24 protein-coding genes are annotated in these 24,374 nt (G+C 71.1%); 10 read left to right on the top strand and 14 right to left on the bottom strand.

Features of this window, described 5'->3' with window-relative positions; translation table 11 throughout:
• The first annotated feature begins 65 nt into the window (after nucleotides 1–65).
• Nucleotides 66–662, top strand: a complete 597-nt coding sequence (locus BLU79_RS07665) for a GtrA family protein (protein ID WP_093904827.1) — start codon at nucleotides 66–68, stop codon at nucleotides 660–662.
• A gap of 330 nt (nucleotides 663–992) precedes the next feature.
• Here the strand turns inward: BLU79_RS07665 and BLU79_RS07660 are convergent, their stop codons facing one another.
• Together BLU79_RS07660 and BLU79_RS07655 are read right to left on the bottom strand one after the other, a co-directional pair.
• Nucleotides 993–2,267, bottom strand: a complete 1,275-nt coding sequence (locus BLU79_RS07660) for an ATP-binding protein (RefSeq protein WP_093904826.1) — start codon at nucleotides 2,265–2,267, stop codon at nucleotides 993–995.
• 55 nt (nucleotides 2,268–2,322) lie between these two features.
• Entirely contained in the window at nucleotides 2,323–3,000 is a 678-nt protein-coding gene (locus tag BLU79_RS07655; RefSeq protein ID WP_093904825.1) for a response regulator transcription factor, read from the bottom strand.
• A gap of 414 nt (nucleotides 3,001–3,414) precedes the next feature.
• Here BLU79_RS07655 and BLU79_RS07650 point away from each other — a divergent pair, with 414 nt between their 5' ends.
• Nucleotides 3,415–4,926, top strand: a complete 1,512-nt coding sequence (locus BLU79_RS07650) for a peptide MFS transporter (protein ID WP_093904824.1) — start codon at nucleotides 3,415–3,417, stop codon at nucleotides 4,924–4,926.
• 77 nt (nucleotides 4,927–5,003) lie between these two features.
• Here the strand turns inward: BLU79_RS07650 and BLU79_RS07645 are convergent, their stop codons facing one another.
• Both BLU79_RS07645 and BLU79_RS07640 read right to left on the bottom strand, forming a co-directional pair.
• Nucleotides 5,004–5,294 (bottom strand): DUF397 domain-containing protein, encoded by a 291-nt coding sequence (locus BLU79_RS07645; protein WP_093904823.1) that lies wholly within the window; start codon nucleotides 5,292–5,294, stop codon nucleotides 5,004–5,006.
• Nucleotides 5,282–6,118 carry a helix-turn-helix domain-containing protein gene (locus BLU79_RS07640; protein WP_093904822.1) on the bottom strand — a complete coding sequence of 279 codons (837 nt, stop codon included), beginning with the start codon at nucleotides 6,116–6,118 and terminating at the stop codon, nucleotides 5,282–5,284. The genes BLU79_RS07645 and BLU79_RS07640 overlap by 13 nt, the downstream gene beginning before the upstream one ends.
• 190 nt (nucleotides 6,119–6,308) lie before the next feature.
• Between BLU79_RS07640 and BLU79_RS48135 the strand changes: the two genes are divergently transcribed.
• Nucleotides 6,309–6,473 (top strand): hypothetical protein, encoded by a 165-nt coding sequence (locus tag BLU79_RS48135; protein ID WP_177000909.1) that lies wholly within the window; start codon nucleotides 6,309–6,311, stop codon nucleotides 6,471–6,473.
• Nucleotides 6,474–6,681: 208 nt separating this feature from the next.
• Nucleotides 6,682–6,828 (top strand): hypothetical protein, encoded by a 147-nt coding sequence (locus BLU79_RS48130; RefSeq protein WP_177000908.1) that lies wholly within the window; start codon nucleotides 6,682–6,684, stop codon nucleotides 6,826–6,828.
• A gap of 90 nt (nucleotides 6,829–6,918) precedes the next feature.
• Here BLU79_RS48130 and BLU79_RS07630 read toward each other — a convergent pair whose 3' ends face one another.
• The 6 genes from BLU79_RS07630 to BLU79_RS07605 all read right to left on the bottom strand — a co-directional run bounded on the left by BLU79_RS07630 (nucleotide 6,919) and on the right by BLU79_RS07605 (nucleotide 12,393).
• Entirely contained in the window at nucleotides 6,919–8,238 is a 1,320-nt protein-coding gene (locus BLU79_RS07630; RefSeq protein WP_093904820.1) for a hypothetical protein, read from the bottom strand.
• Nucleotides 8,239–8,309: 71 nt separating this feature from the next.
• Nucleotides 8,310–9,392, bottom strand: coding sequence for a hypothetical protein (locus tag BLU79_RS07625; RefSeq protein WP_177000907.1), 1,083 nt, complete (start codon nucleotides 9,390–9,392; stop codon nucleotides 8,310–8,312).
• Between the two features lie 20 nt (nucleotides 9,393–9,412).
• On the bottom strand, nucleotides 9,413–10,252 hold the full coding sequence (locus BLU79_RS07620) for a hypothetical protein (RefSeq protein WP_093904818.1): 840 nt from the start codon (nucleotides 10,250–10,252) through the stop codon (nucleotides 9,413–9,415).
• 30 nt (nucleotides 10,253–10,282) lie between these two features.
• Complete coding sequence (locus BLU79_RS07615) at nucleotides 10,283–10,966, bottom strand: LPXTG cell wall anchor domain-containing protein (protein WP_093904817.1); 684 nt, start codon at nucleotides 10,964–10,966, stop codon at nucleotides 10,283–10,285.
• Between the two features lie 269 nt (nucleotides 10,967–11,235).
• Nucleotides 11,236–11,769 carry an ATP-binding protein gene (locus tag BLU79_RS07610; protein ID WP_093904816.1) on the bottom strand — a complete coding sequence of 178 codons (534 nt, stop codon included), beginning with the start codon at nucleotides 11,767–11,769 and terminating at the stop codon, nucleotides 11,236–11,238.
• A 237-nt stretch (nucleotides 11,770–12,006) separates the two neighbouring features.
• A complete protein-coding gene (locus tag BLU79_RS07605) occupies nucleotides 12,007–12,393 on the bottom strand; it encodes an STAS domain-containing protein (RefSeq protein WP_093904815.1) in 387 nt (128 codons plus the stop codon).
• 242 nt (nucleotides 12,394–12,635) lie between these two features.
• Between BLU79_RS07605 and BLU79_RS07600 the strand changes: the two genes are divergently transcribed.
• Complete coding sequence (locus BLU79_RS07600; protein ID WP_093904814.1) at nucleotides 12,636–13,541, top strand: RNA polymerase sigma factor SigF; 906 nt, start codon at nucleotides 12,636–12,638, stop codon at nucleotides 13,539–13,541.
• A 210-nt stretch (nucleotides 13,542–13,751) separates the two neighbouring features.
• Complete coding sequence (locus BLU79_RS07595; protein WP_093904813.1) at nucleotides 13,752–15,323, top strand: RICIN domain-containing protein; 1,572 nt, start codon at nucleotides 13,752–13,754, stop codon at nucleotides 15,321–15,323.
• Here BLU79_RS07595 and hutI read toward each other — a convergent pair whose 3' ends face one another.
• Genes hutI through hutU form a run of 4 tightly spaced genes read right to left on the bottom strand, consistent with a single transcriptional unit; the run spans nucleotide 15,324 to nucleotide 20,867 of the window.
• Nucleotides 15,324–16,634: an imidazolonepropionase gene (hutI, locus tag BLU79_RS07590; RefSeq protein WP_093904812.1), complete on the bottom strand. Its 1,311-nt coding sequence runs from the start codon at nucleotides 16,632–16,634 to the stop codon at nucleotides 15,324–15,326.
• Nucleotides 16,631–17,992 carry a formimidoylglutamate deiminase gene (locus BLU79_RS07585; protein ID WP_093904811.1) on the bottom strand — a complete coding sequence of 454 codons (1,362 nt, stop codon included), beginning with the start codon at nucleotides 17,990–17,992 and terminating at the stop codon, nucleotides 16,631–16,633. Before BLU79_RS07585 ends, hutI begins: the two co-directional genes overlap by 4 nt.
• Nucleotides 17,989–19,191 carry an allantoate amidohydrolase gene (locus BLU79_RS07580; RefSeq protein ID WP_093904932.1) on the bottom strand — a complete coding sequence of 401 codons (1,203 nt, stop codon included), beginning with the start codon at nucleotides 19,189–19,191 and terminating at the stop codon, nucleotides 17,989–17,991. Before BLU79_RS07580 ends, BLU79_RS07585 begins: the two co-directional genes overlap by 4 nt.
• A gap of 11 nt (nucleotides 19,192–19,202) precedes the next feature.
• On the bottom strand, nucleotides 19,203–20,867 hold the full coding sequence (gene hutU, locus BLU79_RS07575) for a urocanate hydratase (protein WP_093904810.1): 1,665 nt from the start codon (nucleotides 20,865–20,867) through the stop codon (nucleotides 19,203–19,205).
• Nucleotides 20,868–21,013: 146 nt separating this feature from the next.
• Between hutU and BLU79_RS07570 the strand changes: the two genes are divergently transcribed.
• The 4 genes from BLU79_RS07570 (at nucleotide 21,014) to BLU79_RS07555 (ending at nucleotide 24,368) form a co-directional block, all read left to right on the top strand.
• Nucleotides 21,014–22,408: a type III PLP-dependent enzyme domain-containing protein gene (locus tag BLU79_RS07570; RefSeq protein ID WP_093904931.1), complete on the top strand. Its 1,395-nt coding sequence runs from the start codon at nucleotides 21,014–21,016 to the stop codon at nucleotides 22,406–22,408.
• 181 nt (nucleotides 22,409–22,589) lie between these two features.
• On the top strand, nucleotides 22,590–22,991 hold the full coding sequence (locus tag BLU79_RS07565) for a hypothetical protein (RefSeq protein WP_093904809.1): 402 nt from the start codon (nucleotides 22,590–22,592) through the stop codon (nucleotides 22,989–22,991).
• Nucleotides 22,988–23,779, top strand: coding sequence for a hypothetical protein (locus tag BLU79_RS07560; RefSeq protein ID WP_093904808.1), 792 nt, complete (start codon nucleotides 22,988–22,990; stop codon nucleotides 23,777–23,779). The genes BLU79_RS07565 and BLU79_RS07560 overlap by 4 nt, the downstream gene beginning before the upstream one ends.
• A gap of 79 nt (nucleotides 23,780–23,858) precedes the next feature.
• Entirely contained in the window at nucleotides 23,859–24,368 is a 510-nt protein-coding gene (locus BLU79_RS07555) for a roadblock/LC7 domain-containing protein (RefSeq protein WP_093904807.1), read from the top strand.
• Nucleotides 24,369–24,374: the final 6 nt, after the last annotated feature.

The following is a 24,374-nucleotide window of genomic DNA, read 5'->3' as shown; positions in this document are numbered from 1 at the left end:
GGTGGTTAGCATGGCTGGGTTGACGAAACCGTCCGACAAATCGACCGACAGGAGCCTTCACGACCATGGGACGTGGTTCCTCGGGGCTTCATGCGGCGCCTCCGGTCTCCCGCAGTGCCGTTCGGCAGCGCTTCGATCGGCTGATGCGTGAGGTTGTCAAGTTCGGGGCGGTGGGGGGAGCGGGGCTCCTGGTCAATCTCCTCGTGTTCAACCTGGTTCGGCATGTGACCGACCTGCAGGTGGTGCGGGCGAGTGTCATCGCGACGGTCGTGGCGATCGCCTTCAACTACGTCGGCTTCCGGTACTTCACGTACCGCGACCGCGACAAGAGCCGCCGTACGAAGGAACTGGGTCTGTTCCTGCTGTTCAGCGTGGTCGGCCTGGTGATCGAGAACGGCGTGCTGTACGCGGCGACGTACGGCTTCGGCTGGGACAGCCCGCTGCAGAGCAACATCTTCAAGTTCGTCGGCATCGGGATCGCGACGTTGTTCCGGTTCTGGTCGTATCGGACGTGGGTGTTCCGGGCGATGCCTTCGGATGAGGGCGAAGCGGAAGCTGAGGCTGAGGCGGCTGCTGTGGCGGGCGCGGAATCGTTCCTGGAGGCGCCGCGGCGGGCGGAGCCGGAGCAGGGGAATCCGCGGGTCCGCCAGCGGGTGGGCTGAGACGACGTTGCCGGCGCGGGCGGCTTGGGCCCTGGGGAGTTTTCGCCCCCGCCGCCCCTACCCGTCCCATCACCAAGGGCTGCCGCCCCTTCGACCCCGCTCCTGGGGGCTGCCGCCCCCAGACCCCCGCTATCGGCCCTGAAGGGGCCTCGTCCTCAAACGCCGGACGGGCTAAAAACAGCCTCTCCGGCGTTTGAGGAGCGGGGGTCCAGGGGGCGGAGCCCCCTGGCGGGGTCGAAGGGGCAGAGCCCCTGGAGGATGGGACGGGTAGGGGCGGCGGGGGCGAAATCCCTCCCGGCCCGCAGCCGTCAGTCGTCCCGAACCCCTACCTCACCTCACCGTCGTCCCCGACTCATGCGCCTGCTTCTTCTCCGGGGGCGTGCGGGACAGGAACAGGGCGATGACCGGGGGGTTCGTCTGGAGCATTTCCAGGCGGCCGCCGTCCGCTTCTGCGAGGTCTCGGGCCACCGCCAAGCCGATGCCCGTGGAGTTGCGGCCACTGATCGCGCGCTCGAAGATGCGGGCGCCGAGGTCGGCGGGGATACCGGGACCCTCGTCGGTGACCTCGATGACCGCCTGGTTGCCGGTGACGCGGGTGCGCAGCGCCACCGTGCCGCCGCCGTGCATGAGGGAGTTCTCGATCAGGGCGGCGAGGACCTGGGCCACCGCGCCGGGTGTGCCGACCGCCTCCAGGTGCCGCTTGCCCGAGGTGACGATCGCCCGCCCCGCGCTGCGGTACGCCGGCCGCCACTCCGCCAGCTGCTGCTGGATGACCTCGTCGAGATCGAAGGTGACGGCGGAGCCGTTGCGCGGGTCGCGGGAGTTGGTGAGGAGGCGTTCGACGACGTCCGTGAGGCGCTCCACCTGCGTCAGCGCGATCGTCGCCTCCTCCTTCACCGTGTCGGGATCATCGGTGAGGGTGATCTCCTCAAGGCGCATGGAGAGTGCCGTGAGCGGCGTGCGGAGCTGGTGGGAGGCGTCCGCGGCCAGGCGGCGCTCCGCCGTGAGCATGCGGCCGATGCGCTCGGCGGAGGAGTCCAGGACGTCCGCCACCCGGTCCAGCTCATGGACGCCGTACCGCTTGTGACGGGGGCGGGGGTCGCCCGAGCCGAGGCGTTCCGCGGTCTCCGCGAGGTCGGTGAGCGGGGAGGCGAGGCGGTTCGCCTGGCGGACGGCGAGCAGGACCGCCGCGATCACCGCCAGCAGGGCCACCGCGCCGATGATCAGCAACGTACGGCCGACCTCCCGCGTCACCGACGACCGCGGCTCCTGCACGATGACCGTCTCGCCCTCCTCGCCCGTCTCGCGGGCGCTGATGACGTCACCGGTGGGACGGGTGCCCACCTCGATCAACGGCTTCCCGGGGATCCGGATCTCGGCGTAACGATCCCCCTGGATCTGGTCCCGCAGCACCGAGGCGTCCACGGTCTCGTCCCCGAGCAGCCGGCTGTCGACGATGCTGACCAGCCGGACGGCCTCGGTGTCCACCCGCTCCTGTGCGGTGCTGGTGATGGTCCGTGTCTCGACGATCACCAAGGAAACGCCGAAGACGGCGATCACGACGAGAACCACGGCAAGGGTGGACTGGATCAGTCGGCGGCGCATGTCCTGTTACTCACGTGTGCGGCTTGGTCGGCGGATACGGCCCTGAAGGCTCAGCTCAGCTCTTCTCGAAGCGGAAGCCCACGCCCCGCACCGTGGCGATGTAGCGGGGGTTCGCCGCGTCGTCGCCGAGCTTCTTGCGCAGCCAGGAGATGTGCATGTCGAGCGTCTTGGTCGACGACCACCAGGTCGTGTCCCAGACCTCCCGCATCAGCTGGTCCCGGGTGACGACCCGCCCGGCGTCCCGCACCAGCACCCGCAGCAGGTCGAACTCCTTCGCCGTGAGCTGGAGTTCCTCGTCGCCCATCCACGCCCGGTGCGACTCGACGTCGATCCGCACCCCGTGCGTGGCCGGCGGCTGCTGCGGCTCGGCCGCGCCGCGCCGCAGCAGGGCCCGCACCCGGGCGAGCAGCTCGGCGAGCCGGAACGGCTTGGTGACGTAGTCGTCTGCGCCGGCGTCCAGGCCGACGACGGTGTCCACCTCGTCGGCGCGGGCGGTGAGGATGAGGATCGGCACGGCGTGGCCCTCGGCACGCAGCCGACGAGCCACCTCCAGACCGTCCATGCCGGGCAGGCCGAGGTCCAGCACGACCAGGTCGATGCCGCCCTGATTCCCGGCGTCGAGCGCGGAGGGGCCGTCCTCGCGCACCTCGACCTCGTACCCTTCCCGGCGCAGTGCGCGGGCCAGCGGCTCCGAAATGGACGCGTCGTCCTCGGCGAGCAGTACACGGGTCATGAGCTGATGGTAGTCCGCCCATGACAAGAGCTGGGGTGTGATCGGACCCCTTGATTCTTACCGGCCTTTGACCGGGCTCTTACCTTCGATCGCTGTGGTACAGACCTATGCCAATGAAGTGGGATCCTGGAAAGGACCTTGGAAAGGGTGCCCGCGGTTCCCTTGACACCTGTGATCCCAGTCTCAAGTCCTTCCATATCCGGCCGTGTCCTGCCGTATGGTGACTCTACGCCTGTAGCACTGCGGGGACCTTTGGCGGCATTTGACGCTGAAGGTCTCTTTTATGTGCGGATCAGTGTGCGGATCAAAAGGAATGACCTGTGGCCGGGCGGCCGAACCCGCCGGAGCCGGCCGCCCCCCACCGGGCGCGCGACCCCCAACGTCGATGCGCGTCCCGACCAGCAAGGATCGACCATGGCGTCCAGCCTGACGAAGGACTCGGCCTCCCCGGGCACCCCCGGTTCCGAGAAGACCTTCTTCGGCCACCCCCGCGGTATGGCCACGCTCTTCATGACGGAGATGTGGGAGCGTTTCTCCTGGTACGGGATGCGCGGCATCCTCGTCCTCTACTTGATCGCGGGCGTCCTCGACGGCCCCCTGGCGGGCCGGGAAGCCCTGGCCGCCTCGATCTACGGTGTGTACAACGCGGTCGTGTACATGGCCGCCATGCCCGGCGGCTGGGTCGCGGACCGCCTCTGGGGCGCCCGCAAGGCCGTGCTCGTCGGCGGCATCGTCATCGCCCTCGGCCACTTCACGCTGGCGATCCCCGCGGACATCGCCTTCTTCTGCGGTCTCGGCCTGATCGCGATCGGCACCGGCCTGCTGAAGCCGAACATCTCCGCGATGGTCGGCGGCCTCTACGAGGGCCAGCCCAGCGCCCGCCGCGACGCCGGCTTCACGCTCTTCTACATGGCGATCAACATCGGTGGCATGGCCGCCCCGCTGGTCGTCGGCTACCTCGGCGAGAACGTCAACTGGCACCTCGGCTTCGGTGTCGCCGGTGTCGGTATGACCCTCGCCGTCATCCAGTACGTCCTCGGCGGCCGCCACCTCGGCGACATCGGCAAGGAGCCCGCCACCCCGGCCTCCCCCGAGGAGAAGCGCACCGCGCTGCGCAAGGTCGCGCTGTGGGGCGGCATCGCGGTCGCCGCGCTGGTCGCGGACATCGCGCTGGGTACGTACGACATCGAGCACATCGTCAACGTGCTCGCGATCCTCGGCATCGTGGTCCCGATCGTCTACTTCGTGACGATGTACCGCAGCCCGGCCCTGACCACCGAGGACAAGCCCAAGATCAAGGCCTTCGCCTGGTTCTTCGCCACCGCCGTGCTGTTCTGGATGATCTACGACCAGTCCGGTTCGCTGCTGACGATCTTCGCGGACACCAAGACCGACCGCATGATCGGCGGCTGGGAGTTCCCGGCGTCCTGGTACCAGTCGGTGAACCCGGCCATGGTCATCGTGCTCGCCCCGATCTTCGCCGCCCTGTGGGTCAAGCTGGCCAAGCGCAACCGTGAGCCCAGCACGCCCATGAAGTTCGCCCTGGCGATGCTCCTCATCGGTGGCTCGTTCGGCATCATGGGCCTGGCCGGCGCCGCCGCCGCGAACAGCGACACGGGCAAGGTCACCGTCTTCTGGCTGCTGAGCGTCTACCTGGCGCAGACCCTCGGCGAGATGTGCCTCTCCCCGGTGGGCCTGTCCCTGTCGACGAAGCTGGCGCCGAAGCAGTTCGTGGGCCAGATCATGGGCCTGTGGTTCCTGGCCGTCGCGACGGGCAACGCCCTCAACGGCTGGACCACCAAGCTCAACGCGCCGCTGGGCGACGCGGTCTACTACACGCTGTGGGCCATCATCGCCGTCGCCGCCAGCCTGGCCTTCATGATGGCCGGCCGCAAGATCCGCGCCCTGATGGGCAACGTGCGGTAGCGCCTGCGGCTGGGCTGAACCGACGGAGGCCGTCGCACCGAGCATGGTGCGGCGGCCTCCGGCTTTTGCGGATCAGGTCAGTTCGGCAGCTCGTCGTGTCGTACGGCCGTGACGAAGGAGGCCCAGGCGGTCGCCGGGAGGATCAGGGCGGGGCCGTCGGGGTTCTTGGAGTCACGGACGGGGACGAGGGGGGTGGGGAGGTTGTCGGCGACTTCGAGGCACTGGCCGCCGTCCGGGTTGCTGTAGCTGCTCTTGCGCCACGAGGCCCCGGCCAGGAGGTCGTCGGAGACCTCAACGCACTCGCCGCCGTCCGAGTTGCTGTAGCTGCTCCTGCGCCACGTCACGCCGTTCAGGTCTATGGATCGCACGGTGCTTCCTCCAGCATCTGCCCGATGAACTTCAGCGACTCGGCCGGTGACAGCGCCAGGTCGCGCATCGAATCGTATGCGAGTTGCAACCGCCCAACTTGGCTTGCTTCCTCGATCAGTTCGCCCCGATAAGCGGTCTCCGTGTAGGCCACGGTACGCCCGTCGGCCATCCGCAGGAACATCACGTGCGTGCCATCCAGGACGCATGGTCCGGCGCTGAACGGCAGCACCTGGATCGTGATCCTCGGATGCTCGGCGGCCTCCAGGAGGTGCTCCAGTTGCTCGCGCCACGCCGCCGGGTCACGCAACGCCATGCGCAGCACCGCCTCGTACAGGATGGTGCGGAGGCGCGGGCCGCCGTCCCCCATCAGTAACTCTGCACGACCGAGTCGCGCTTCCACCTGCTGGACGAGGCCGTCCCCCTCGATATCGCCTGCCGCGAGGACCTCAGTCGCGTATCCCCTGGTCTGAAGCATGCCCGGCACTCGGGTGACGCCGAAGTGCCACAGGCTTTCCGCCTCGGCCTCCAGCAACATGTACCTGCGGTACTGCTCCTTGAACTGAGTCGGATCCGCGACCGCCAGCTCCCACAACGCCAGCAACAACCCCGGCGTCCCGTGATACGCGTCCAACGCCTGCACCACCTCAGGGCTGCCCAGCGTCTGACCCCGCTCCAGCTTCCCCAGGGTCGACCAGTCCCAGCCCAGCTGATCCGCAAGCTCCCGGAGGCTCACCCCGCTCCGCTCGCGCAGCGCCCGTACCTCCTCCGCGAACCGCCGTCGCGGCTCCTGGCTGCGGCTCGTCACCGTCCGTCGCTGCGGCACCCTGTCCTCCCCGTCCGCCCGGCTGTGGAATTTGTGGAATTTGGCAGGCCGAGCGTGGAACTAGCGCGTCCCAGCAGCCATTTCGCACTCCGTTCACGGCATGCTCGTATCTGCACCTGAACACGCACCGTAATCCAGCGGATGCGTTCAGCACAGGCGTTCCCCTGAATCGCCCCTCAAGGAGTGAGCCATGATCACGCCCACGACGCTCCCCCGACTCCCGCGCCGCACCCGCCCGCACGGCCCGAACCGCGCCCCGTCCCCCGCCGCCTGGGCGCCGAGCGGCGGCTGGGCGCGGCCGACGCCCACCGTGCTGCGGGCGATGGAGTCGGCGCTCGCGCGGTGGTCCGCGTGACCACACGTGCGGCATGGGCGGCGGCGCCCCCACCGCCGCCCACGTGTGACGTGTGCGGGGCGTTAACGGCCCAGCGGGACGCGGCACGAGAGGCGGGCCGGACCACCGAGGCCAGCGCCTGCGAACGGGAGTTGCGGGAGCACTGGAGCGTCGGACGGGGGTGTACGCGGTGACCCAGCCACCGCCCCGGTCGAGGCCCTCGTTCGACGTGAGCCGCTCACCCGTCCCCGTGGCCGGCTGCGACTCCTGCCGGGACCTCGCGGCACGACGGGCCGCCGCACGCACCGCGTACGACTACAGCGCGGTGGCCGACGCGAACGTGATGATGCGCTCGCACCTACGCCTGGACCACTGACCCGCCCCTAAGGGGCGCGGGGAACTGCGCGACCAGCCACAACGGACCCGCAGACACCCGACGCCCCTTCCCGGCACCACCAGCGGAGCGCTACCGCAGACGCCGCCCCGGCATGAACGTGAACACCGCGCCACCCAGCAGCAGCGCCGTACCCGCCACCAGGCCCAGGGCCTTCAGCGAGCCCTGGTCCTCCGCGCCGGTCGCCGCCAAGCCGCCGTCCGTGGACGAACCTCCCGCGGAACCGCCCGCCGCCGAGCCGCCACCGGACGCCCCACTCGCCTGCTCGGTCGTGTCCAGCGTCAACGACACCTCCGACTTGGCCGGCGTGCACGTCGTCGTCGTACCCAGGGCCTCGATCGTCAGGACACCCGGCGACAGCGTCGACTCCCCGCTCGCCCCCGGCTTGTACGTGCCCGTGAGGTCCGGGATCTCGATCGGGTCGCCCGACTTGATGGCCTCGGAGTTGGTCGGCCCCTCGACATGGACCGTGCCCTTGTCGACGCCGCCCAGGACGACCTCCATCGACGGCTTGACGGAGTCCTTGGGGATGTCGGCGGGGCTGTCCATCACCGACTTCTTGAACTGGACCGTCAGGTCGAAACTCCCGCCGTTCTTCTTGGCGTTGATCTGGACCGGCGAGGTCGCCTCCTTGTCGCCGATGGGCGTCTTGCACTCGTACGGGACCTGGACCTCTTTGCCGGTGAAGTCGGTCTGACCGCTGTCGCCGCCACCACCGGTGCTGGAACCACCGGCGTCCCCGCCCGTCTCGCTCTCACTCGGCGACGGAGTCGGGCTCGAAGAGCCCGTCGGCAGGCCGGTCGGCAGATCGGTCGGCACACCCGTCGGCAGCGTCGGGATCACCGTCGGCAGCCCACCCGTCGTACCGCCCGAGTTCCCGCCCCCGTCCGTCACCTTGATCGTCGCCGCCTTCTGCACCGTCTCCTTCGGCGTGCACTTGGTGTCCGTCGAGATCGGCTTGTTGACGTTGATGTTGTACGCGTCCGGCGTCAGGGTCACCTCGCCCGGCGCCGTCAGCTTCAGCTTGCCCTTCATGTCGGACAGCTTCATGTCGGTGTTCTTGGGGATCGGCGGGTTCTCGCGCGGCCCCTGCATCGCGATGTCCGCCGTCTGCGCACCGGCCGCCTTCAAGGTGCCCGTCGGCTGGACCGTGTTCTGCTCCAGGTCGAGGATGTTCGGGTTCTTGGACGCCGCCTGGACGAGCTTCCAGACGACCTCCACCTCGTCGCCGACCTTCGCCTCGGCGGGCGCGGTGATCTCCACCTTGGTCGTGCCCTGGACCGGCGGCAGTCCGGAGATGGCGGGCGGTATGCACTCGGTCGCGTACGACACCTCGGCCGCCTGCGCGGGTGCCGCGGCCACGCCGAGCAGCACGCCCGCGCCGCCGAGCATCAGGGCGGCGCCCGCCGCGGTCGCTCTCCGGGGGCGCCGAGGGCCGACCGGTGTGACTCTCCTTCGCTTGCTCACGTGGATCCCTTCCTGGTCGGAGCCGTAGGACCCGGCGGATCCGTGGGACTCGTCGGGCTGTCGTCGTGCGGTGCGGAGAGCCGACCGGCCGTGCCCGGGTCGTTGTCCGGGGTGAACCACGGCAGGGTCGTGGGAGCGGAGGCGGCGTGCTTCGCCTCCTCCCGGGGCCTCAACCCCGGGATGCGCAGGGCCACTTCGGGCATGCGGAAACCACGGCGCCGCGACGTCTGCCGCGGCCGTACCCGGTCCACCACCGCCATCCCGACGCGGAACAGAGCCGCCGGTACGACCAGGCAGACCAGCACCCAGAACAGCGTCACGCCCCAGGGCCGGCCCACGCCCCAGGGTTGCTCCGCCATCACCTTGCCGCCGTACTTCAGGGAGACCGTGTAGTCACCGTGCGCCCCGGCGGCGAGTTCCACCGGCAATTCGATCCGTGCCTTCTTGCCCGGCTGGATCGTGCCGCGCCACTGCTGTTCCTCCCATTGAGGGGCGAACACGCCGTGGGAGGTGCCGACCTGGAAGACCGGGTTCTTGACGGGCGAGGTACCGACATTGCCCACCGTGAACACCAGCGTCCGTGCCGGCGGTGCGCCGAACCAGGTCAGCAGACCGCCGGAGCCGTCGAGGCGGGTGTCCGTGAGGACCGACAGGCGTCCGCCCGCCGGTTCAGCGGGCAGCGGCTCGACCGCGTGCCCGGCCACCTGGAAGATCGCGTCGGCCTCGGCCTTCGCCCCGGTCACCGTCGCCACGTGCACCACGCACGGGCACGGCACGGGCGGCTCGGCCACCGGCAGCTTCCGGCTGAAGCGCCCCTCGGCGTCCGTCGTCACGGCCCTGCCGTCCGCGTTGGCGCAGGAGTTGGTGCCACCGGTCACGCCGCTCGACGGCACGGACTGGCCGCAGACCAGGATCATCAGCAGCGCCTTCGACCGCCAGCCGCTGCCGGTGACGGTGATCGAACCGCCCGTCCCCGCCTGCGACTTGGAGAGCTTCACGGCGGGCGGATCGGCGGCCATGGCAGGAGCCGGCGCCAGCAGCAGCGCCAGCACCGCCAGCACGGCCGGCAACACAGCCATGCGCACCCTGCCCCTGCCGCTCACGTCCCCGCTCCCGTCAACTCGGCTTCCTTCTGGGGTGGTTGTCCGGTTCCGGCGGGCTCGCCGCCGAATGCCGTACGGCGTCGCCTTCGATGTCGTACGACGAAGAAGGCGCCCGCCGCCGCCATCACCCCCGCGACCCCCGTCACCGCACCCCACGGCACGAACCGCGCCGACGCCACCGCCGTGTCGCTCACCCCGCCCGCCGCCGTCACCGTCAGCCGCACGTCGACCGCGTCGAGCGCGGGCCGGTCGGGCCATGGCTCGGTGAGCTCGGTGCGGCTGCCCGGGGGCAGGGCGACGGGGAGGGTGCGCGGGGCCCGGTCGAGGACCCGGCCGAAGACGCCGTCGGCCTGGACGGCCAGCCTCGGGGCGATGGGTGTCGTACCGCGGTTGACCAGCTCGTACGCGATGCGGTCACCGTTCACCCGCACCCGCTCGACGGTCAGCGCCGACAGCTCCGGGACGGTGACCCGGAGTTGGACCCGCACCCTCCGTTCGCCCCCGTCCGTGTCGCGGGCGACGATCTCGACGGCGCGGTCGGCGGTCGGGACGGCCACCGTGAAGGGAACGTCGGCGCGGGTGCGGGCAGGGACGCGCACGGTGCCGTCCTCGAAGGTGACACCGGTGCCGTGCAGTCGGACCGTGACCGGTGCGCCGCTCGGGTTGGTCACGGACACCGTGTCCTCAAGGACCGTCCCCGCCGGCCCCTCGCCGTAGAAGGACGGTCGCCCGCCGCCCGAGGGCGCGAGGGACCACCGCTCGGCGGCCGACGCGACAGGGGACACCGCGAGCAGAAGCAGCAGGGACAGGAACAGGACACGGGCGGCTGACGACATCGGCGGCTCCAACGGTCGTAAGGAAACCGGTCAGCGGCGTACCGCCTGCCCCCTGCGCGTCAGCCACAGCGCGCCCGCCGCGCCCGCGAGCAGGACCGTGCCGCCGAGGGTGCCGAGGGCGATCGCCGAGTCCTCGGGGCCGGTCTGCGGGAGCTCGTCGCCGGAGTCGGAGCCGCTCTGGGTTCCCCCGCCGCCTCCACCGCCCGCGGCCGTCACGTCGAGGGTCAGCGACGGTCCGGGGCTGTTGGTGGGCGTGCAGGTGGTCGTCGTACCGAGGGCCTTGATGGTGAGCACGGCCGCCGTGAAGGTGACCTTGCCGGTCTTCTTCGGGGTGTACGTGCCCGTCAAGTCGTTGATCTTGATGGGCGTGTTGGCGGGAATGGCCTCCTGGTTGGCCGGCCCGGTCACGTTCATGGTGCCGCTGTCGGCGCCGCCCAGCTTGATGGTGGCGCTCGGGTTCATCGCGCCCTTGCCCAGCTCGACCGGGCTGGACGAGACGCCCTTCTGCCACGACATGGTGATCTTGTAGCCGCTGCCGCTCTTGACGCCCTTGATGTCGATGGGCGAGACGGCGCTCTTGTCGCCGATCGGCGTCTTGCAGGCGTAGTTGACGTCGACGACCTCGGCCCTGGCCGCGGGGGCGGCCATCAGCACCGCCGACCCGGCCAGGGCCGCGGCGGTCGCGAGCGCGGCGGTTCGCTTCTGCTTCGACACGGTCCCCTCATTCCTGACGGCATATCAGATCGGCCGTCAAGGTACGCCCGGGGCCTTGAGGAAGGAAGACACAGCGCACGCCGGAGTTGTGACGATCCGGCGTGCGCGTGCGGGGGTTCGAGTGGAGAGCGATGCCCTCGGGGTGACCCTGGGTAACACGGGGTCAGGGCGGTCGCGGAGCTTTGGGCGGCCAAACCGATTCGTTCGGGCGACCAAACCGACTCATCCGGGCAGCCAAACCGATTCTTCGGTACGGCCGTCGAGGCGCCCTAGGCCGGTGCCCCCAGCTCCGCCCACACCGTCTTGCCCCCGACTCCCGGCGTCCGCACGACGCCCCAGTCCAGGCACAGCCGCTGCACGATGAACATGCCGTGGCCGCCGGGCCGGCCCGCGCGGTGCGGGGTGCGGGGCGCGGGCTGGCCCGTGCCCCTGTCGGAGACCTCGACACGGATCACCTTGTTGTCGCAGGCGATCCCCATCTCGGCGGGTCCCTCGGCGTGCAGACAGGCGTTGGTGACCAGCTCGGAGACGACGAGCAGCACGTCCTCGGCGGCGGCCCGCTGGTCGGCGGTGGCCGCGGGCAGCCAGCCCCACGCGTACAACGCCTGACGGGCGAAGTCCCGGGCGAGCGGGACGACCCCGCTCTGGCCCTCGAAGTCCAGCCGTCGGACCTGCCGGCCCGCCGCCGGCTCGTCGGACGACCCGGTCCCCCCGGACGCCCCCGAGGGCCCCTCAGGCGCTCCGGAAGCGCCGCTGGGCTCGGGGCCGCGGTCGCCCGGCGAGAAAGGCCGGGTGGTGCTCATCAGCGCTTCACCTCACCGATTCACCGTTCAACATTCACACGATTCAAGAGTCAGTACGCAGAGCCGGTACGTCCGTACACGGTCCTTGCCTGATAGGTCGGTCACAGTCCCCCACCCCCCGGTGGCCGACATCACAGCCGACGGTTTCAGGGTGTCTCCTGCCCGACCGGGCCGAGGGAACACCCCCGTATTCGGCACAAATGATGTGACGTCCGATGCAGGGGCGGACGCGAGGGGTCAGCCGGGCCCGTCGGCCTCGTCGACCAGGGCGTCGTCGAGCGAGTCATGGAGCGTGAAGACCGCCGAGGCACCCGTGATCTCGAACACGCGGGCAACGGCGGGCAGCATGCCCGCGAGATGCACCCCGCCACCGGCGGCCTCCGCTTTCAGGCGCGCGCCCAGCAGCACGTTCAGCCCCGTGGAGTCACAGAACTCGAGCCGCGAGCAGTCGACGACCAGCCGGCTGAAGCCCTTGCCGAGGAAGTCCTCAAGTGGCTCACGCAACAAATCGGCGGTGTGGTGATCCAACTCACCTGCCGGGGTCACGACGGCACTGGAGCCCTCTTCCCGCACCTCGACCAGAAGTCGGCCAGACTGTGCGCTGCCGACGGTCCCGCGGTCCATGCCGTCTCTCACTCCCGACGTCGTGGCTGCTGACTCACGCTCTCGAACACTACGCCTTCCCTACGCCCCTCAACACCCGAACATCCTCGCAGAATCGGACATTTCGGAACAGAGCGCACTTGCGGTGGGCTCACGAAAGCGGGTAGGGCTAGTAGGGACACGTAACCGAACTCGGCCGGCTTTGGAGGCGCCGCACACCGCAGTGCACCCACAAGGCTTCCGGCAGCCATATGCCGAGAACGATGGAGGACATCATGTCACCCCGGCTCGACGCATCGCATACCCAGAACGCGACGTCGGCACCCCGACCGGAACAGCTGGATCCCATCGAGCAGGACGACGTACTCGCCGGGCTTCCGGACATCCCCCCTTATGACGAGGTGGGGCCGGTGGACGCGCGGGCCCTGTCCAAGACCCTCTTCGAGCGGCTGGAGTCGCTGGAGGAAGGGACCCACGAGTACGCGTACGTCCGCAACACGCTCGTCGAACTCAACCTCGCGCTGGTCAAGTTCGCCGCCTCCCGCTTCCGCTCGCGCAGCGAGCCGATGGAGGACATCATCCAGGTCGGCACCATCGGCCTGATCAAGGCGATCGACCGCTTCGAGCTCAGCCGCGGCGTGGAGTTCCCCACCTTCGCGATGCCGACCATCGTCGGCGAGATCAAGCGCTTCTTCCGCGACACGTCGTGGTCGGTCCGGGTACCGCGTCGACTTCAGGAACTCCGGCTCGACCTGGCCAAGGCCGGTGACGAGCTGGCCCAGAAGCTCGACCGCGCACCGACGGTCGCGGAACTGGCCGAGCGCCTCGGTCTGACCAACGACGAGGTCGTCGAGGGCATGGCCGCGTCGAACGCGTACACCGCCTCGTCGCTGGACGCCCAGCCCGAGGAGGACGACGCCGAGGGCGCGCTGGCCGACCGGATCGGCTACGAGGACCACGGCATCGAAGGCATCGAGTACGTCGAGTCGTTGAAGCCGCTCATCGCCGAACTCCCGCCCCGGGACCGGAAGATCCTCTCGCTGCGGTTCGTCGCGGGTATGACCCAGTCGGAGATCGGCGACGAACTCGGCATCTCGCAGATGCATGTGTCGCGACTGCTGTCACGCACACTGGTCCGGCTCCGAAAAGGGCTGACGGTCGAGGAATGACCGACCGAGGAGCCATGGCCGCTCCTCCGCGCCGAACGCACTGTGCCCGGTGCCCCGCCGAATCTGTCGGCCGGGCACCGGGCACAGCGCGTTCAGGGGTTACCCACAGAAACCCTTTCCCCAGAGCCTCCCTTCCTCCACTATGAGCCGTCATACCCGCCGGTAAGTCAGGACTCCGGACGGGTCGCACGGCTGCAAGGAGGCAGGCGGATGGCTCGGGCCGACGACGGCAGGGACTCTGGCCCAGGGCTGCACGCGGGCGCGTCCGACGCACGGCTCACCGAACTGCTGCGCGCCGACACGGCCACCGCGTACACGGCGCTCCACGAGTTGCGCGCCCGCCATCACGCCCCCGTCCTCGCCTACGCCCGCCTGTGCACCCCGAACGTGTCCATGGCACGGCAGTTGGCGGCCCAGGCGTTCACGCTGGCGGCCCGTCAGACGGCGCGCGGCGTCGACCCGGGCCTGCCCTGGCGGCACCGGCTCCTGCTGCTGACCTCCCGGTCGGCCGGGACCTGGGCCATGGACGAGCGGGCCGCCGGGCTCGACGCGGGTCTGCTGCTCGTCCTGAACTCGACGGGCCCCTCCGGCCCGGTCCCGCCCATGCTCACGGCCTTCCAGACCCTGTCGTCCCGCACCCAGGGCCTGATCTGGTACGGCCTGGTGGAGTGGGAGCCGGTGGAACGGACGGCCGGTCTCCTCGGCCTCACCCGCGAGGACGTGACGTACGGCATCGACCCGGCGCTCCAGCAGCTGGCCCGCGCCTGTCTGCGCACCCGCCTCGCCGCCTCCGACGACCCCGCCTGCCCCGACTTCGGCCGCCTCATCGAGGAGTCGGTACGGCCGGACAGCCCGCGCGACAGCACCGACCTGCACGCCCACATGGCGCACTGCCCGCACTGCACGACGGCTTACGAGGAACTGTCGGCCCTGCGGGACGCGCCGCGCACGGCGCTGGCGGAGGGGCTGCTGCCGTGGGGCGGGACGGCGTATGCGGCGAGGGCCGCGGGGGAGCTGGTGGGCGGCGGCGGGTCTGTCGGCCTCGCCGCGAAGGCGCGGTCACCGGAGGGCGGTTGGCCCCCGGATCGCCGCCGGGTCGTGCTGGTGTCGGCGGCGCTGGGGGTGGCGTTGCTGCCGCTGGTGCTGTTCCTGGTGGCGCAGGGCGGCTCTTCGTCGTCGCAGGATCCGGTGGGCTCGGTCGGCACGCCGGTGAGCGTGCCGCCGGTGACGGTGACGGCCACGGTGTCGGCGACGCCGACGACGTCCTCACCCTCGCCGTCACCGTCACGCAGCTCCAAATCGCCGTCCCCCACGAAGAGTCCGACGCCGACGAAGACGACACGGCCGAAGCCGTCGCCCTCCCCCACGCACCCGCCGGGCAGCGCCTACGCCCAGGTCGTGAACGTCTCCTCCGGACTGTGCCTGGACGTGGGCGGCGCCTTCTCCAACGGCACCGATGTGGTCACCGTCCCGTGCACCTCGTCCCGCACCCAGCGCTGGCGGGTCGACTCCGGGCTCGGTGTGCTCCAGTCGGACGCCGATCCCGACTACTGCCTCGACAGCCGGGGTTCGACGGGTCGGGGCGTCGGGATCTGGACGTGCGACTCGGTCTACGGGTCCAACGGGCAGAACCTGAAGTTCGTGGTGGACGGTGACGGGTTGATCCGGCCGGCCATCGCGGTGGAGCGGGCGGTGACGCCGGACGGTGGGGCCGGGGACGGGCTGTCGCTGGAGTCGGTGAGCGGGGGTGCGGAGCAGCGGTGGAAGGCGGGGGCCGCCTGATCAGGCCTCGCGTACGCCGCGCCGCCACACCTCGCTGACCAGCGGCACCCCCGGCCGGTACGCCAGGTGCACATGGCTCGGTGCGTCGAGGAGGAGCAGGTCCGCGCGGGCGCCCGGGGTGAGGCGGCCGATGTCCTCCCGGCGCAGGGCCGCCGCGCCGCCCGCCGTGGCCGACCAGAGCGCCTCGTCCGGGGTCATCCCCATGTCCCGTACCGCGAGGGCGATGCAGAACGGGACGGACGAGGTGAAGGACGAGCCCGGGTTGCAGTCGGTGGAGAGGGCGACGGTGGCGCCCGCGTCGAGGAGGCGGCGGGCGTTCGGCCACTCGGCGCGGGTGGAGAACTCGGCGCCGGGGAGGAGGGTGGCGACCGTGTTGCCGTGCGCGAGGGCGTCGACGTCCGCGTCCGTGAGGTGGGTGCAGTGGTCGGCGCTGGCGGCGTCGAGTTCGACGGCGAGCTGCACGCCGGGGCCGTAGGAGAGCTGGTTGGCGTGGACGCGGGGGTGCAGGCCCTTGGCCTTGCCCGCGGTGAGGATCGTGCGGGCCTGGTCGCCGTCGAAGGCGCCCTTCTCGCAGAAGACGTCGATCCAACGGGCATACGGGGCACAGGCGTCGAGCATCTCGCCGGTGACGAGGGCGACGTACGACGCCGGGTCCTCGGCGTGGTCCGGCGAGACGATGTGCGCGCCGAGGTAGGTGACCTCGTCGGTGTGGGCGGCGGCGATGCGCAGGGCGCGGGCCTCGTCCTCGACGGTCAGGCCGTAGCCCGACTTGGTCTCGAAGGTGGTGGTGCCCTGGCGCAGGGCCTCGCGGAGGTAACGGGTGAGGTTGGCCTCGAGTTCCTCGTCGCTCGCGGCCCGCGTGGCCGCGACGGTGGTGCGGATGCCGCCGGCGGTGTAGCTGCGGCCGGACATGCGGGCGTTGAACTCCTGCGTCCGGTCGCCCGCGAAGACTAGGTGCGAGTGGGAGTCGACGAAGCCCGGGATGACGGCCCTGCCACCTGCGTCGACCCGATTGTCAGTGGCGGGTGCTTTGCTTTGATCACCGGTCCACGCGATGCGGTCGCCTTCGATGACGACGGCCGCGTCCTGGATCAGTCCGAGGGGGGAATTGTCACCGAGGGAGGGGTCGTTGGTGACCAGGGCGGCGATGTTGGTGATGAGCGTGCTTGCGGTGCTCGCGGAGTGGGCGGGGCTGACGGTCGTCGCGTTGCTCATGGCGTCCTTGGTGGCCTGGTCGGCGGTGGGGTCGGGTTCGGGGGCGGAGGCGGTCCGGGGTGCGGGCCGCGCCGGTGGGCGGCCCGCGGTCGTCATCCGCGCAGGGCTGCGACGGCGTCCGCGAGGGCTTTCGGCACATCCGGTACGAGGGTGTGCGCCCCGTCCCGCACGACGTGCCGACCTCCCACGACCGTATGCGACACGTCTGCTGCCGACGCGGCGAATACGGCCGTCTCGGCCCCGAGCCGCGGAAGCGGCCCTGCCGTCCTGACCGAGTCGAGCGCGATCGTCGCGAAGTCGGCGCGTGCGCCCGGCTCCAGGGTGCCCACGTCGTCCCAGCCGAGGGCCGCGTGGCCGTCGGCCGAGGCCGCCCGCAGGAGGGCCGCCGCCGTCCAGTGACCTCGCGTCCGGGTGCGCAGCCGCTCGTTGAGCTCCATCGCGCGCGCCTCTTCGAGCAGGTCGATCACGGCGTGGCTGTCGGAGCCGAGGGAGAGCGGGGAGCCCTCGTTCTGCAGGGCGACGGCCGGTCCGATGCCGTCGGCGAGGTCCCGCTCGGTGGTCGGGCACATGCAGGTGCCGGTGCCGCTGCCGCCGATCAGGGAGATGTCCTCGGCGGTGAGGTGGGTGTTGTGGACGCCGGTGGTGCGCGGTCCGAGGACGCCGTGCAGGGCGAGGAGCTGCGTCGGGGTGCAGCCGTGGGCCTCCAGGCAGGCCTCGTTCTCGGCGGTCTGCTCGGACAGGTGCACATGGAGCGGGGCCCGCCGCTCCTCCGCCCACCGTGCCACGGTCTCCAACTGGTCGGCGGGCACGGCCCGTACGGAGTGGATGGCCGCTCCGATCCGCGCGTGATCCTGTTCCTTGAGAACTGAACAGCGTTCGGCCCAGGCGTCGGCGTTTCCGTCGGAGAAGCGGAGCTGGTGGGTGGTGGGCGGCTGTCCGAAGCCGGAGGAGAGATAGACGGTGTCGAGGAGGGTGATCCGGATACCGGCTTCGGCGGCAGCGGCGACGAGAGCCTCGCCCATCGCGTTGGGGTCGGCGTACGGGGTGCCGCCCGGCGCGTGGTGGAGGTAGTGGAACTCGCCGACCGCGGTGATCCCCGCCAGCGCCATCTCCGCGTACACGGCCCGGGCGAGGGCGTGGTAGGTGTCCGGGGTGAGCCGTCCGGCCGTGGCGTACATGACCTCGCGCCAGGTCCAGAAGGTGCCGGAGCCGACCTGGACGGTGCCGCGCAGGGCACGGTGGAAGGCGTGCGAGTGGGCGTTGGCCAGTCCGGGGAGGGTGAGCCCGCGGAGGATCTCGGCGCCCGGGGGTGGGGTGGGGACGTCGGTTCGGATGGCGGTGATGCGGCCGTCCGAGCCCGCGGCGGAGCCGCTTGTGGACACGGTCAGGGCGACGCCCGGCTCGACGTGGGTGTCGAGCCAGGCGTGCTCCAGCCAGTAGGTCTTCGATGTCACCTGCAGGCCAGCCCTTCCAGTACGTCGGCGAGTGCGAGCACCCCGGCCACGCAGTCGTCCTCGGCGGCGAACTCTGCCGGGGAATGCGAGACGCCCGTGGGGTTGCGTACGAACAGCATGGCGGTCGGGATGCTCCCGGACAGGATTCCGGCGTCGTGTCCGGCGCCGGTACCCAGGACGGGGACGGTGAGGTCGGTGTCCTTGCCCAGGATGCGGCCCAGTTCGTCACGCAGGGCGTGGTCGAACTCGACGACGGGCGTGAAGGACTCGCGGACGACGTCGAGGTCGATGCCGTGGGCCTGCGCGTACTCCCGCGCCGCCTTCTCGACGCCGCCGACGACGCGGTCGAGGCTCGCCTGGTCCTCGGCACGGGAGTCGAGCCAGCCGCGCACGAAGGAGGGGATGGCGTTGACGCCGTTCGGCTCGACGGCGATCTTGCCGAAGGTGGCGACGGCACCGGCGAGTCCGGCCTCCCGGCGGGCGGCGAGCACGGTCTCGGCGTACGTCAGCATGGGGTCGCGCCGGTCCACGAGCCGGGTGGTCCCCGCGTGGTTGGCCTCGCCCCGGAAGTCGAACCGCCACCGGCCGTGCGGCCAGATCGCGCTGGCGAGGCCGACCCGGTCGCCGGACAGGTCGAGGGCCCGACCCTGCTCTACATGCAGTTCGACGAAGGCACCGATGCGCGCGAGCCGCTCGGGGTCGGCGCCGATGGTGTCGGGGTCGTACCCGGCGGCCTCCATGGCCCGGGGCAGGCTGACCCCGTCCCCGTCGGTCAGCCTGTGCGCGCCCTCGACGGTGAGCTGCCCGGCGGTGAGCCGCGACCCGACACAGGCGAGCCCGAACCGGGCGCCCTCCTCATCGCCGAAGTTGACGATGGCGAGGGGCTTGGTGAAGCCGACACCCCGGCTGCGCAGCTCATCGAGGGCGGCGAAGGAGGAGACGACACCGAGGGGCCCGTCGAAGGCACCTCCGTCCGGCACGGAGTCGAGATGCGACCCGGTGACGACGGCGTCCCCGGCGGCGGGGTCCCCGAGCCAGGCCCACTGGTTCCCGTTCCGGTCGACCTCGTAGTCAAGCCCCCGGCTCTCGGCCTGCTCCTTGAACCAGGCCCGGCAGTCGGAGTCGGCTCCGGTCCAGGCGAAGCGGCGGTAGCCGCCGGAGGCGGAGCTGCGGCCGATCGGCAGCAGCTCCGCCCACATGCTGTGGAAGGTCACGCGTCGTCACCTTCACGCATCGGGACCCGCACGCCCCGCTCGTCGGCGACCGAATCCGCGATGTCGTACCCCGCGTCCACGTGCCGGATGACGCCCATACCGGGGTCGTTGGTGAGCACTCGGCGAATCTTCTCCCCACCGAGCTTCGTACCGTCGGCCACCGTCACCTGCCCGGCGTGAATGGACCGGCCCATGCCGACGCCGCCACCGTGGTGAAGGGAGACCCAGGAGGCACCCGACGCCACATTCACCATGGCGTTCAGCAACGGCCAGTCGGCGATCGCGTCGGACCCGTCGAGCATGGCCTCGGTCTCGCGGTAGGGCGAGGCGACGGAACCGCAGTCGAGGTGGTCGCGGCCGATGGCCAGCGGCGCGGCGAGCTCGCCGGACGCCACCATGTCGTTGAAGCGCTCACCGGCCTTGTCCCGCTCGCCGTAACCGAGCCAGCAGATGCGCGCGGGCAGGCCCTGGAAGTGCACCCGCTCCCCCGCCATCTTGATCCAGCGGGCAAGGGACTCGTTCTCCGGGAACAGATCCAGGATCGCCTTGTCGGTCTTGGCGATGTCGGCCGGGTCACCGGAGAGGGCCGCCCAGCGGAAGGGGCCCTTGCCCTCGCAGAACAGCGGGCGGATGTAGGCCGGCACGAACCCGGGGAAGGCGAACGCCCGCTCGTATCCGGCGAGTTGGGCCTCGCCCCGGATGGAGTTGCCGTAGTCGAAGACCTCGGCACCGGCGTCCATGAAGCCGACCATGGCCTCGACATGCTTGGCCATGGACTCACGGGCCCGGGTGGTGAAGCCGGCCGGGTCCTTGGCGGCGGCGGACGCCATGTCCTCGAAAGCGACGCCCAGCGGCAGGTAGGCCAGCGGATCGTGGGCCGAGGTCTGGTCGGTGACGATGTCGATCGGCGCACCCTCGGCGAGCATGCGCGGCAGCAGCTCCGCGGCGTTGCCCAGCAGGCCGATGGAGAGCGGGCGGCGGGCGTCACGGGCCTCGGTGGCCAGCTGCAGCGCGTGCTCCAGGCTGTCGGCCTTCACATCCAGGTACCGGTGCTCGATGCGCCGCTCGATGGCGCGCGGGTCGCAGTCGATGCAGATGGCGACGCCGTCGTTCATGGTCACCGCAAGGGGCTGGGCGCCGCCCATGCCGCCGAGACCGGCGGTGAGGGTGATCGTCCCGGCGAGGGTGCCGTTGAACTTCTTGGCGGCGACGGCGGCGAAGGTCTCGTACGTGCCCTGGAGGATGCCCTGGGTGCCGATGTAGATCCAGGAGCCGGCCGTCATCTGGCCGTACATGGTCAGGCCGAGGGCCTCCAGGCGGCGGAACTCCTCCCAGTTGGCCCAGTCGCCGACGAGGTTGGAGTTGGCGATGAGGACGCGCGGAGCCCACTCGTGGGTCTGCATGACGCCGACCGGGCGGCCGGACTGGACCAGCATGGTCTCGTCCTGCTTCAGGGTCCGCAGCGTGCGCACCATGGCGTCGAAGGAGCGCCAGTCGCGGGCCGCCTTGCCGGTGCCGCCGTAGACGACGAGCTTGTCGGGGTGCTCGGCGACCTCGGGGTCGAGGTTGTTCTGCAGCATCCGCAGGGCGGCTTCCTGCTGCCATCCCAGGGCACTCAGTTCCGTACCGCGCGGCGCTCGGACGGGGCGGGGTCCTGACATGGTCTGCCTCCCAGCGGACTGTGACTGCGAACTGTTGAGGTGGATATTCACATCCTGGCTTCCTGAATAGAACTAGTCAATACATTCGTGCGCCAGCGCCGGCGCGTCCCGGGTGTTTGGCTGGATGCATGGGCTCGTACAAGGACATGACGGGGGATGTTGTGGGCAACGGAATCGAGATTCCGGCATGGGACGCCGACCGGGCCGCCCGGCGCGACGACGCGGTGCGGGCCGCCGTGGAGCAGGGGCTGCTCGGGCCCGCCGCCCCCATCGTCGGGCTGCTCGACGTGACCGGCATCCGGGAGTCCGCGGCGGCGCTGCGGGCGGCGTTCGACGCGGTGGTGGCGCCGGGCACGCCGGTGCTGCACGCCTTCGCGGTGAAGGCGACCCCGCTGGTGCCGGTGCTGCGGCTGCTGCGCGAGGAGGGCATCGGCGCGGAGGTGGCCAGCCCGGGTGAGCTGGCGCTGGCGCGGACGGCGGGGCTGCGCCCGGAGGCGACGGTGCTGGACTCGCCCGCGAAGACGCCGGCCGAGCTGCGCGAGGCGCTGGCGCTGGGCATCGCCGTCAACGCGGACAACCCGCAGGAGCTGGACCGCATCGACGCTCTGATGAGGTCGGCCGCCAGCCGCTCCCCGCTCGGGATCCGGGTGAATCCGCAGGTCGGCGGGGGTTCCATCGAGGCGACGTCCACGGCCACGGCGACATCGAAGTTCGGGGTGGCGCTGCGCGACGAGGGGGCGCGGGAGTGGGTCGTACGGGCTTATCAGGACCGGCCGTGGCTGACCCGGCTGCATGCGCACACCGGCTCGCAGGGCATCCCGCTGTCGCTCATGACGCAGGGGGTGGCCCAGACGTACGCGCTCGCCGAGGAGATCAACCGGCGGATCGGACGGCGGCAGATCGACACGCTCGACATCGGCGGCGGGCTGCCGGTGAACTTCGCGTCGGACGCGACCACGCCGACGTACGCGCAGTACGCGCGGCTGCTGAGCGAGGCGGTGCCGGGACTGTTCGACGGGCGGTACGGGCTGGTCACCGAGTTCGGGCGGTCGCTGCTGGCCAAGCACGGGACGATCGTGACGCGGGTCGAGTACGCGAAGAGCGCGGGCGGGCGGCCGGTGGCGGTGACGCACGCGGGCGTGCAGGTCGCGACGCGGACGGTGTACGTGCCGGGGAGCTGGCCGCTGCGGATCGCGGCGTACGACGGCAAGGGGCGCGCGAAGGAGGGTCCGGCCGTGGTGCAGGACGTGGCCGGGCCGGCCTGCTTCTCGGGCGATCTGCTGGCCGAGGGGGCCGCCCTGCCGCTGCTGGAGCAGGGGGACTACGCGGCGGCACTGGACACGGGGGCGTACTACTTCGCACATCACTACGCCTACAACTCCCTTGCCCGGCCCGGCGTTTACGGCTTCGTGCCGGACGGTGCCGGGGGCGTCGCCTTCGCGACCGTGCGGGAGCCGCAGTCGCTCGACGAGATCGTGGCCGAATCAGGAGGGGCGCACGCGGCCTCGCTCACCACCCTGCCCGCGCCGAAGCGCCGTTGACGTAGGCCAGACGGCAGCAGTACTCCATACGCGATCAAGTCACGCGAAAACAGGGTCAGTTGACCCACCCTAGTCACTCGGCGCATGTTCCACTGGAAAATGCCCGAACGCTCACTCGCCGCACACACGTTGCGTAGTTTGGCCGTCACTCAGCCGGACCCCAGGCGGGAGGGGAGCGACGGTGCCCGGAATCGACGAGTGCTTGCTGGAGACGATGCGGCTGCCCGGTGCGCGGGGCGCCGCGCTGGTCGACTGGACCAGCGGACTGGCCCTGGGCACCGTGGGCGATCCTCCGGGCGGCGATCACGAGACGGCGGCGGCCGAGGCGGCCGAGCTGGCCCGGCTGGCCGCCGAGCAGCACGCGTTCGGGCCCGCCGACGACGCCGACGGCTCCGACGACGCGGATCCGCCCGTCGAGGACCTGATCCTCAGCAACCGGGACAGCTACCACGTGCTGCGGTTCGTGCCGACGTCCTTCGACAGCAGCGTGTTCCTGTACCTGTGGCTGGCCAGGGCGGACGGCAATCTCGCGCTCGCCCGCATCCGGCTCGGCGAGATGGCCGAACGGCTGGTGCTGGGATGACCGTGATCGACACCCCGCCGCCGCAGCTGCCGGTCCGGGACCGGCAGGCGGCCCTCAAGCAGGCCGGGGGCGGCGTCTCCCCGATGCTGACCCGGCTCGCGGAGGAGCGGGCCACCGGAGTACTGGACCGCGAGCACGGCACGCTCCACCTCGCCGAGGGCCGGGTGGTGCACGCCGAGAGCCCGCTCGCCCCCAGCCTCGGCCTGCTCCTCACAGCCCACGGCGCCCTCGACGCCGAGGCCTGGCAGGACGTCGAGGACAGTGCCGACGAGGAGCGGCTCCTGCGGCACGGCGTCACGCCGGGCGCGCTGGAGCTGGCCCAGGTGAGCGCGGTGTACGACGCCGCGTACTTCGCCCTCGCACCCAGCAGCACGCCCGGCCGCTTCCGCTACGGCACCGCGCACTGGCTCGCCTCCGTGCATCCCGTGCCGGTCGCCGACCTGGAGCGCGAGACACTGCGCCGTCGCACCCTGCTGCGCCGCATCTGGCCCGACCCGGCGACCGACACCGCGCCCCTGATCCGGGCCGATCCGGTCGCGGCGCCCGCGGTCCCGTCCCGGCAGGCCGCAGTACTGGCCCAGGTGGACGGTGTGCGCAGGGCCGCGGACATCGCGCGGGAGCTGGGCAGACCGGCGTTCCACACGCTCGTGCACCTACGGCGGCTGGCCGCAGCGGGGCTCGTGTCCCCGCAGGCGCCGCCCGCCCCCGACCCCCCGCCCGACGACGCCGCCGCCGATCCCTACGTCGCGCTGCTGAAGAGGGTCAGGGATGCGCTGGAGGCCCTTTGACCGCAAACCCTTCGAGGACCGTGAGCCGGCCGGGGTGCCTCGCCCACCGCAGCGGTCCCGCGCCGAGAGGAGAAACCTGATGGCGGCCGAGGCCCCGATACTCGACGAGTTCCGTCGGCTCAGAGCCCGCGTGCCCCAGCTGACCGGAGCGCTCGCGGCCGGCGTGGACGGCCTCGTCCTCGCCCACGACACCCCCGGCATCGAACCGGACGGCCTCGCCGCCCTGACCGCCGCCGCGCTCGGCGTCGCGGTGCGGGTGACGGACGCGACCGGACGGGGCGACTTCCGCGAACTGCTGGTGCGCGGGGCGGACGGCTATGTGGCGACGTACGCGGCGGGCCGTACCGCCGTGCTGACGCTGCTCGCCGAGGACGGCGTCAACGTCGGCCGGCTCCACCTGGAGGGCCGCCGCGCCGGTGCCCGCATCGGAGAGCTCGTCGACGCGGAAGCGACGCCTCCGCGCAGGAGCCCTGCCAAGAGCTCCGCCAAGAGCTCCGCCAAGGAGCCCGCCAAACCCATGCCCACCCGGACGAGAAACGCGCGTACCGCACGCACCACCGCCAACGCGCGTACCACTACCGAGAGTTGAGAGGAA

Source organism: Streptomyces sp. cf386 (genome assembly GCF_900103585.1).
Classification (GTDB): domain Bacteria; phylum Actinomycetota; class Actinomycetes; order Streptomycetales; family Streptomycetaceae; genus Streptomyces.
Note: the sequence above shows the minus strand (reverse complement) of the source record. Positions and strands in the feature narration are given on the sequence as shown.

Bases quoted from the DNA above. Each gene is read 5' to 3' on its own strand.
- BLU79_RS07630 (WP_093904820.1), bottom strand. From the start codon at position 8,238: ATGCTCGGCGGCGCGGGCGTGCTGCTCGGCGTGGCCGCGGCACCCGCG.
- hutU (WP_093904810.1), bottom strand. From the start codon at position 20,867: ATGTCAGGACCCCGCCCCGTCCGAGCGCCGCGCGGTACGGAACTGAGT.
- BLU79_RS07555 (WP_093904807.1), top strand. From the start codon at position 23,859: ATGGCGGCCGAGGCCCCGATACTCGACGAGTTCCGTCGGCTCAGAGCC.
- BLU79_RS07655 (WP_093904825.1), bottom strand. From the start codon at position 3,000: ATGACCCGTGTACTGCTCGCCGAGGACGACGCGTCCATTTCGGAGCCG.
- BLU79_RS07560 (WP_093904808.1), top strand. From the start codon at position 22,988: ATGACCGTGATCGACACCCCGCCGCCGCAGCTGCCGGTCCGGGACCGG.
- BLU79_RS48135 (WP_177000909.1), top strand. From the start codon at position 6,309: ATGATCACGCCCACGACGCTCCCCCGACTCCCGCGCCGCACCCGCCCG.
- BLU79_RS07595 (WP_093904813.1), top strand. From the start codon at position 13,752: ATGGCTCGGGCCGACGACGGCAGGGACTCTGGCCCAGGGCTGCACGCG.
- BLU79_RS07660 (WP_093904826.1), bottom strand. From the start codon at position 2,267: ATGCGCCGCCGACTGATCCAGTCCACCCTTGCCGTGGTTCTCGTCGTG.
- BLU79_RS07570 (WP_093904931.1), top strand. From the start codon at position 21,014: ATGACGGGGGATGTTGTGGGCAACGGAATCGAGATTCCGGCATGGGAC.
- BLU79_RS07650 (WP_093904824.1), top strand. From the start codon at position 3,415: ATGGCGTCCAGCCTGACGAAGGACTCGGCCTCCCCGGGCACCCCCGGT.
- hutI (WP_093904812.1), bottom strand. From the start codon at position 16,634: ATGACGACCGCGGGCCGCCCACCGGCGCGGCCCGCACCCCGGACCGCC.
- BLU79_RS07600 (WP_093904814.1), top strand. From the start codon at position 12,636: ATGGAGGACATCATGTCACCCCGGCTCGACGCATCGCATACCCAGAAC.
- BLU79_RS07625 (WP_177000907.1), bottom strand. From the start codon at position 9,392: ATGGCTGTGTTGCCGGCCGTGCTGGCGGTGCTGGCGCTGCTGCTGGCG.
- BLU79_RS07610 (WP_093904816.1), bottom strand. From the start codon at position 11,769: ATGAGCACCACCCGGCCTTTCTCGCCGGGCGACCGCGGCCCCGAGCCC.
- BLU79_RS07580 (WP_093904932.1), bottom strand. From the start codon at position 19,191: ATGTGGGCGGAGCTGCTGCCGATCGGCCGCAGCTCCGCCTCCGGCGGC.
- BLU79_RS07620 (WP_093904818.1), bottom strand. From the start codon at position 10,252: ATGTCGTCAGCCGCCCGTGTCCTGTTCCTGTCCCTGCTGCTTCTGCTC.
- BLU79_RS07605 (WP_093904815.1), bottom strand. From the start codon at position 12,393: ATGGACCGCGGGACCGTCGGCAGCGCACAGTCTGGCCGACTTCTGGTC.
- BLU79_RS07665 (WP_093904827.1), top strand. From the start codon at position 66: ATGGGACGTGGTTCCTCGGGGCTTCATGCGGCGCCTCCGGTCTCCCGC.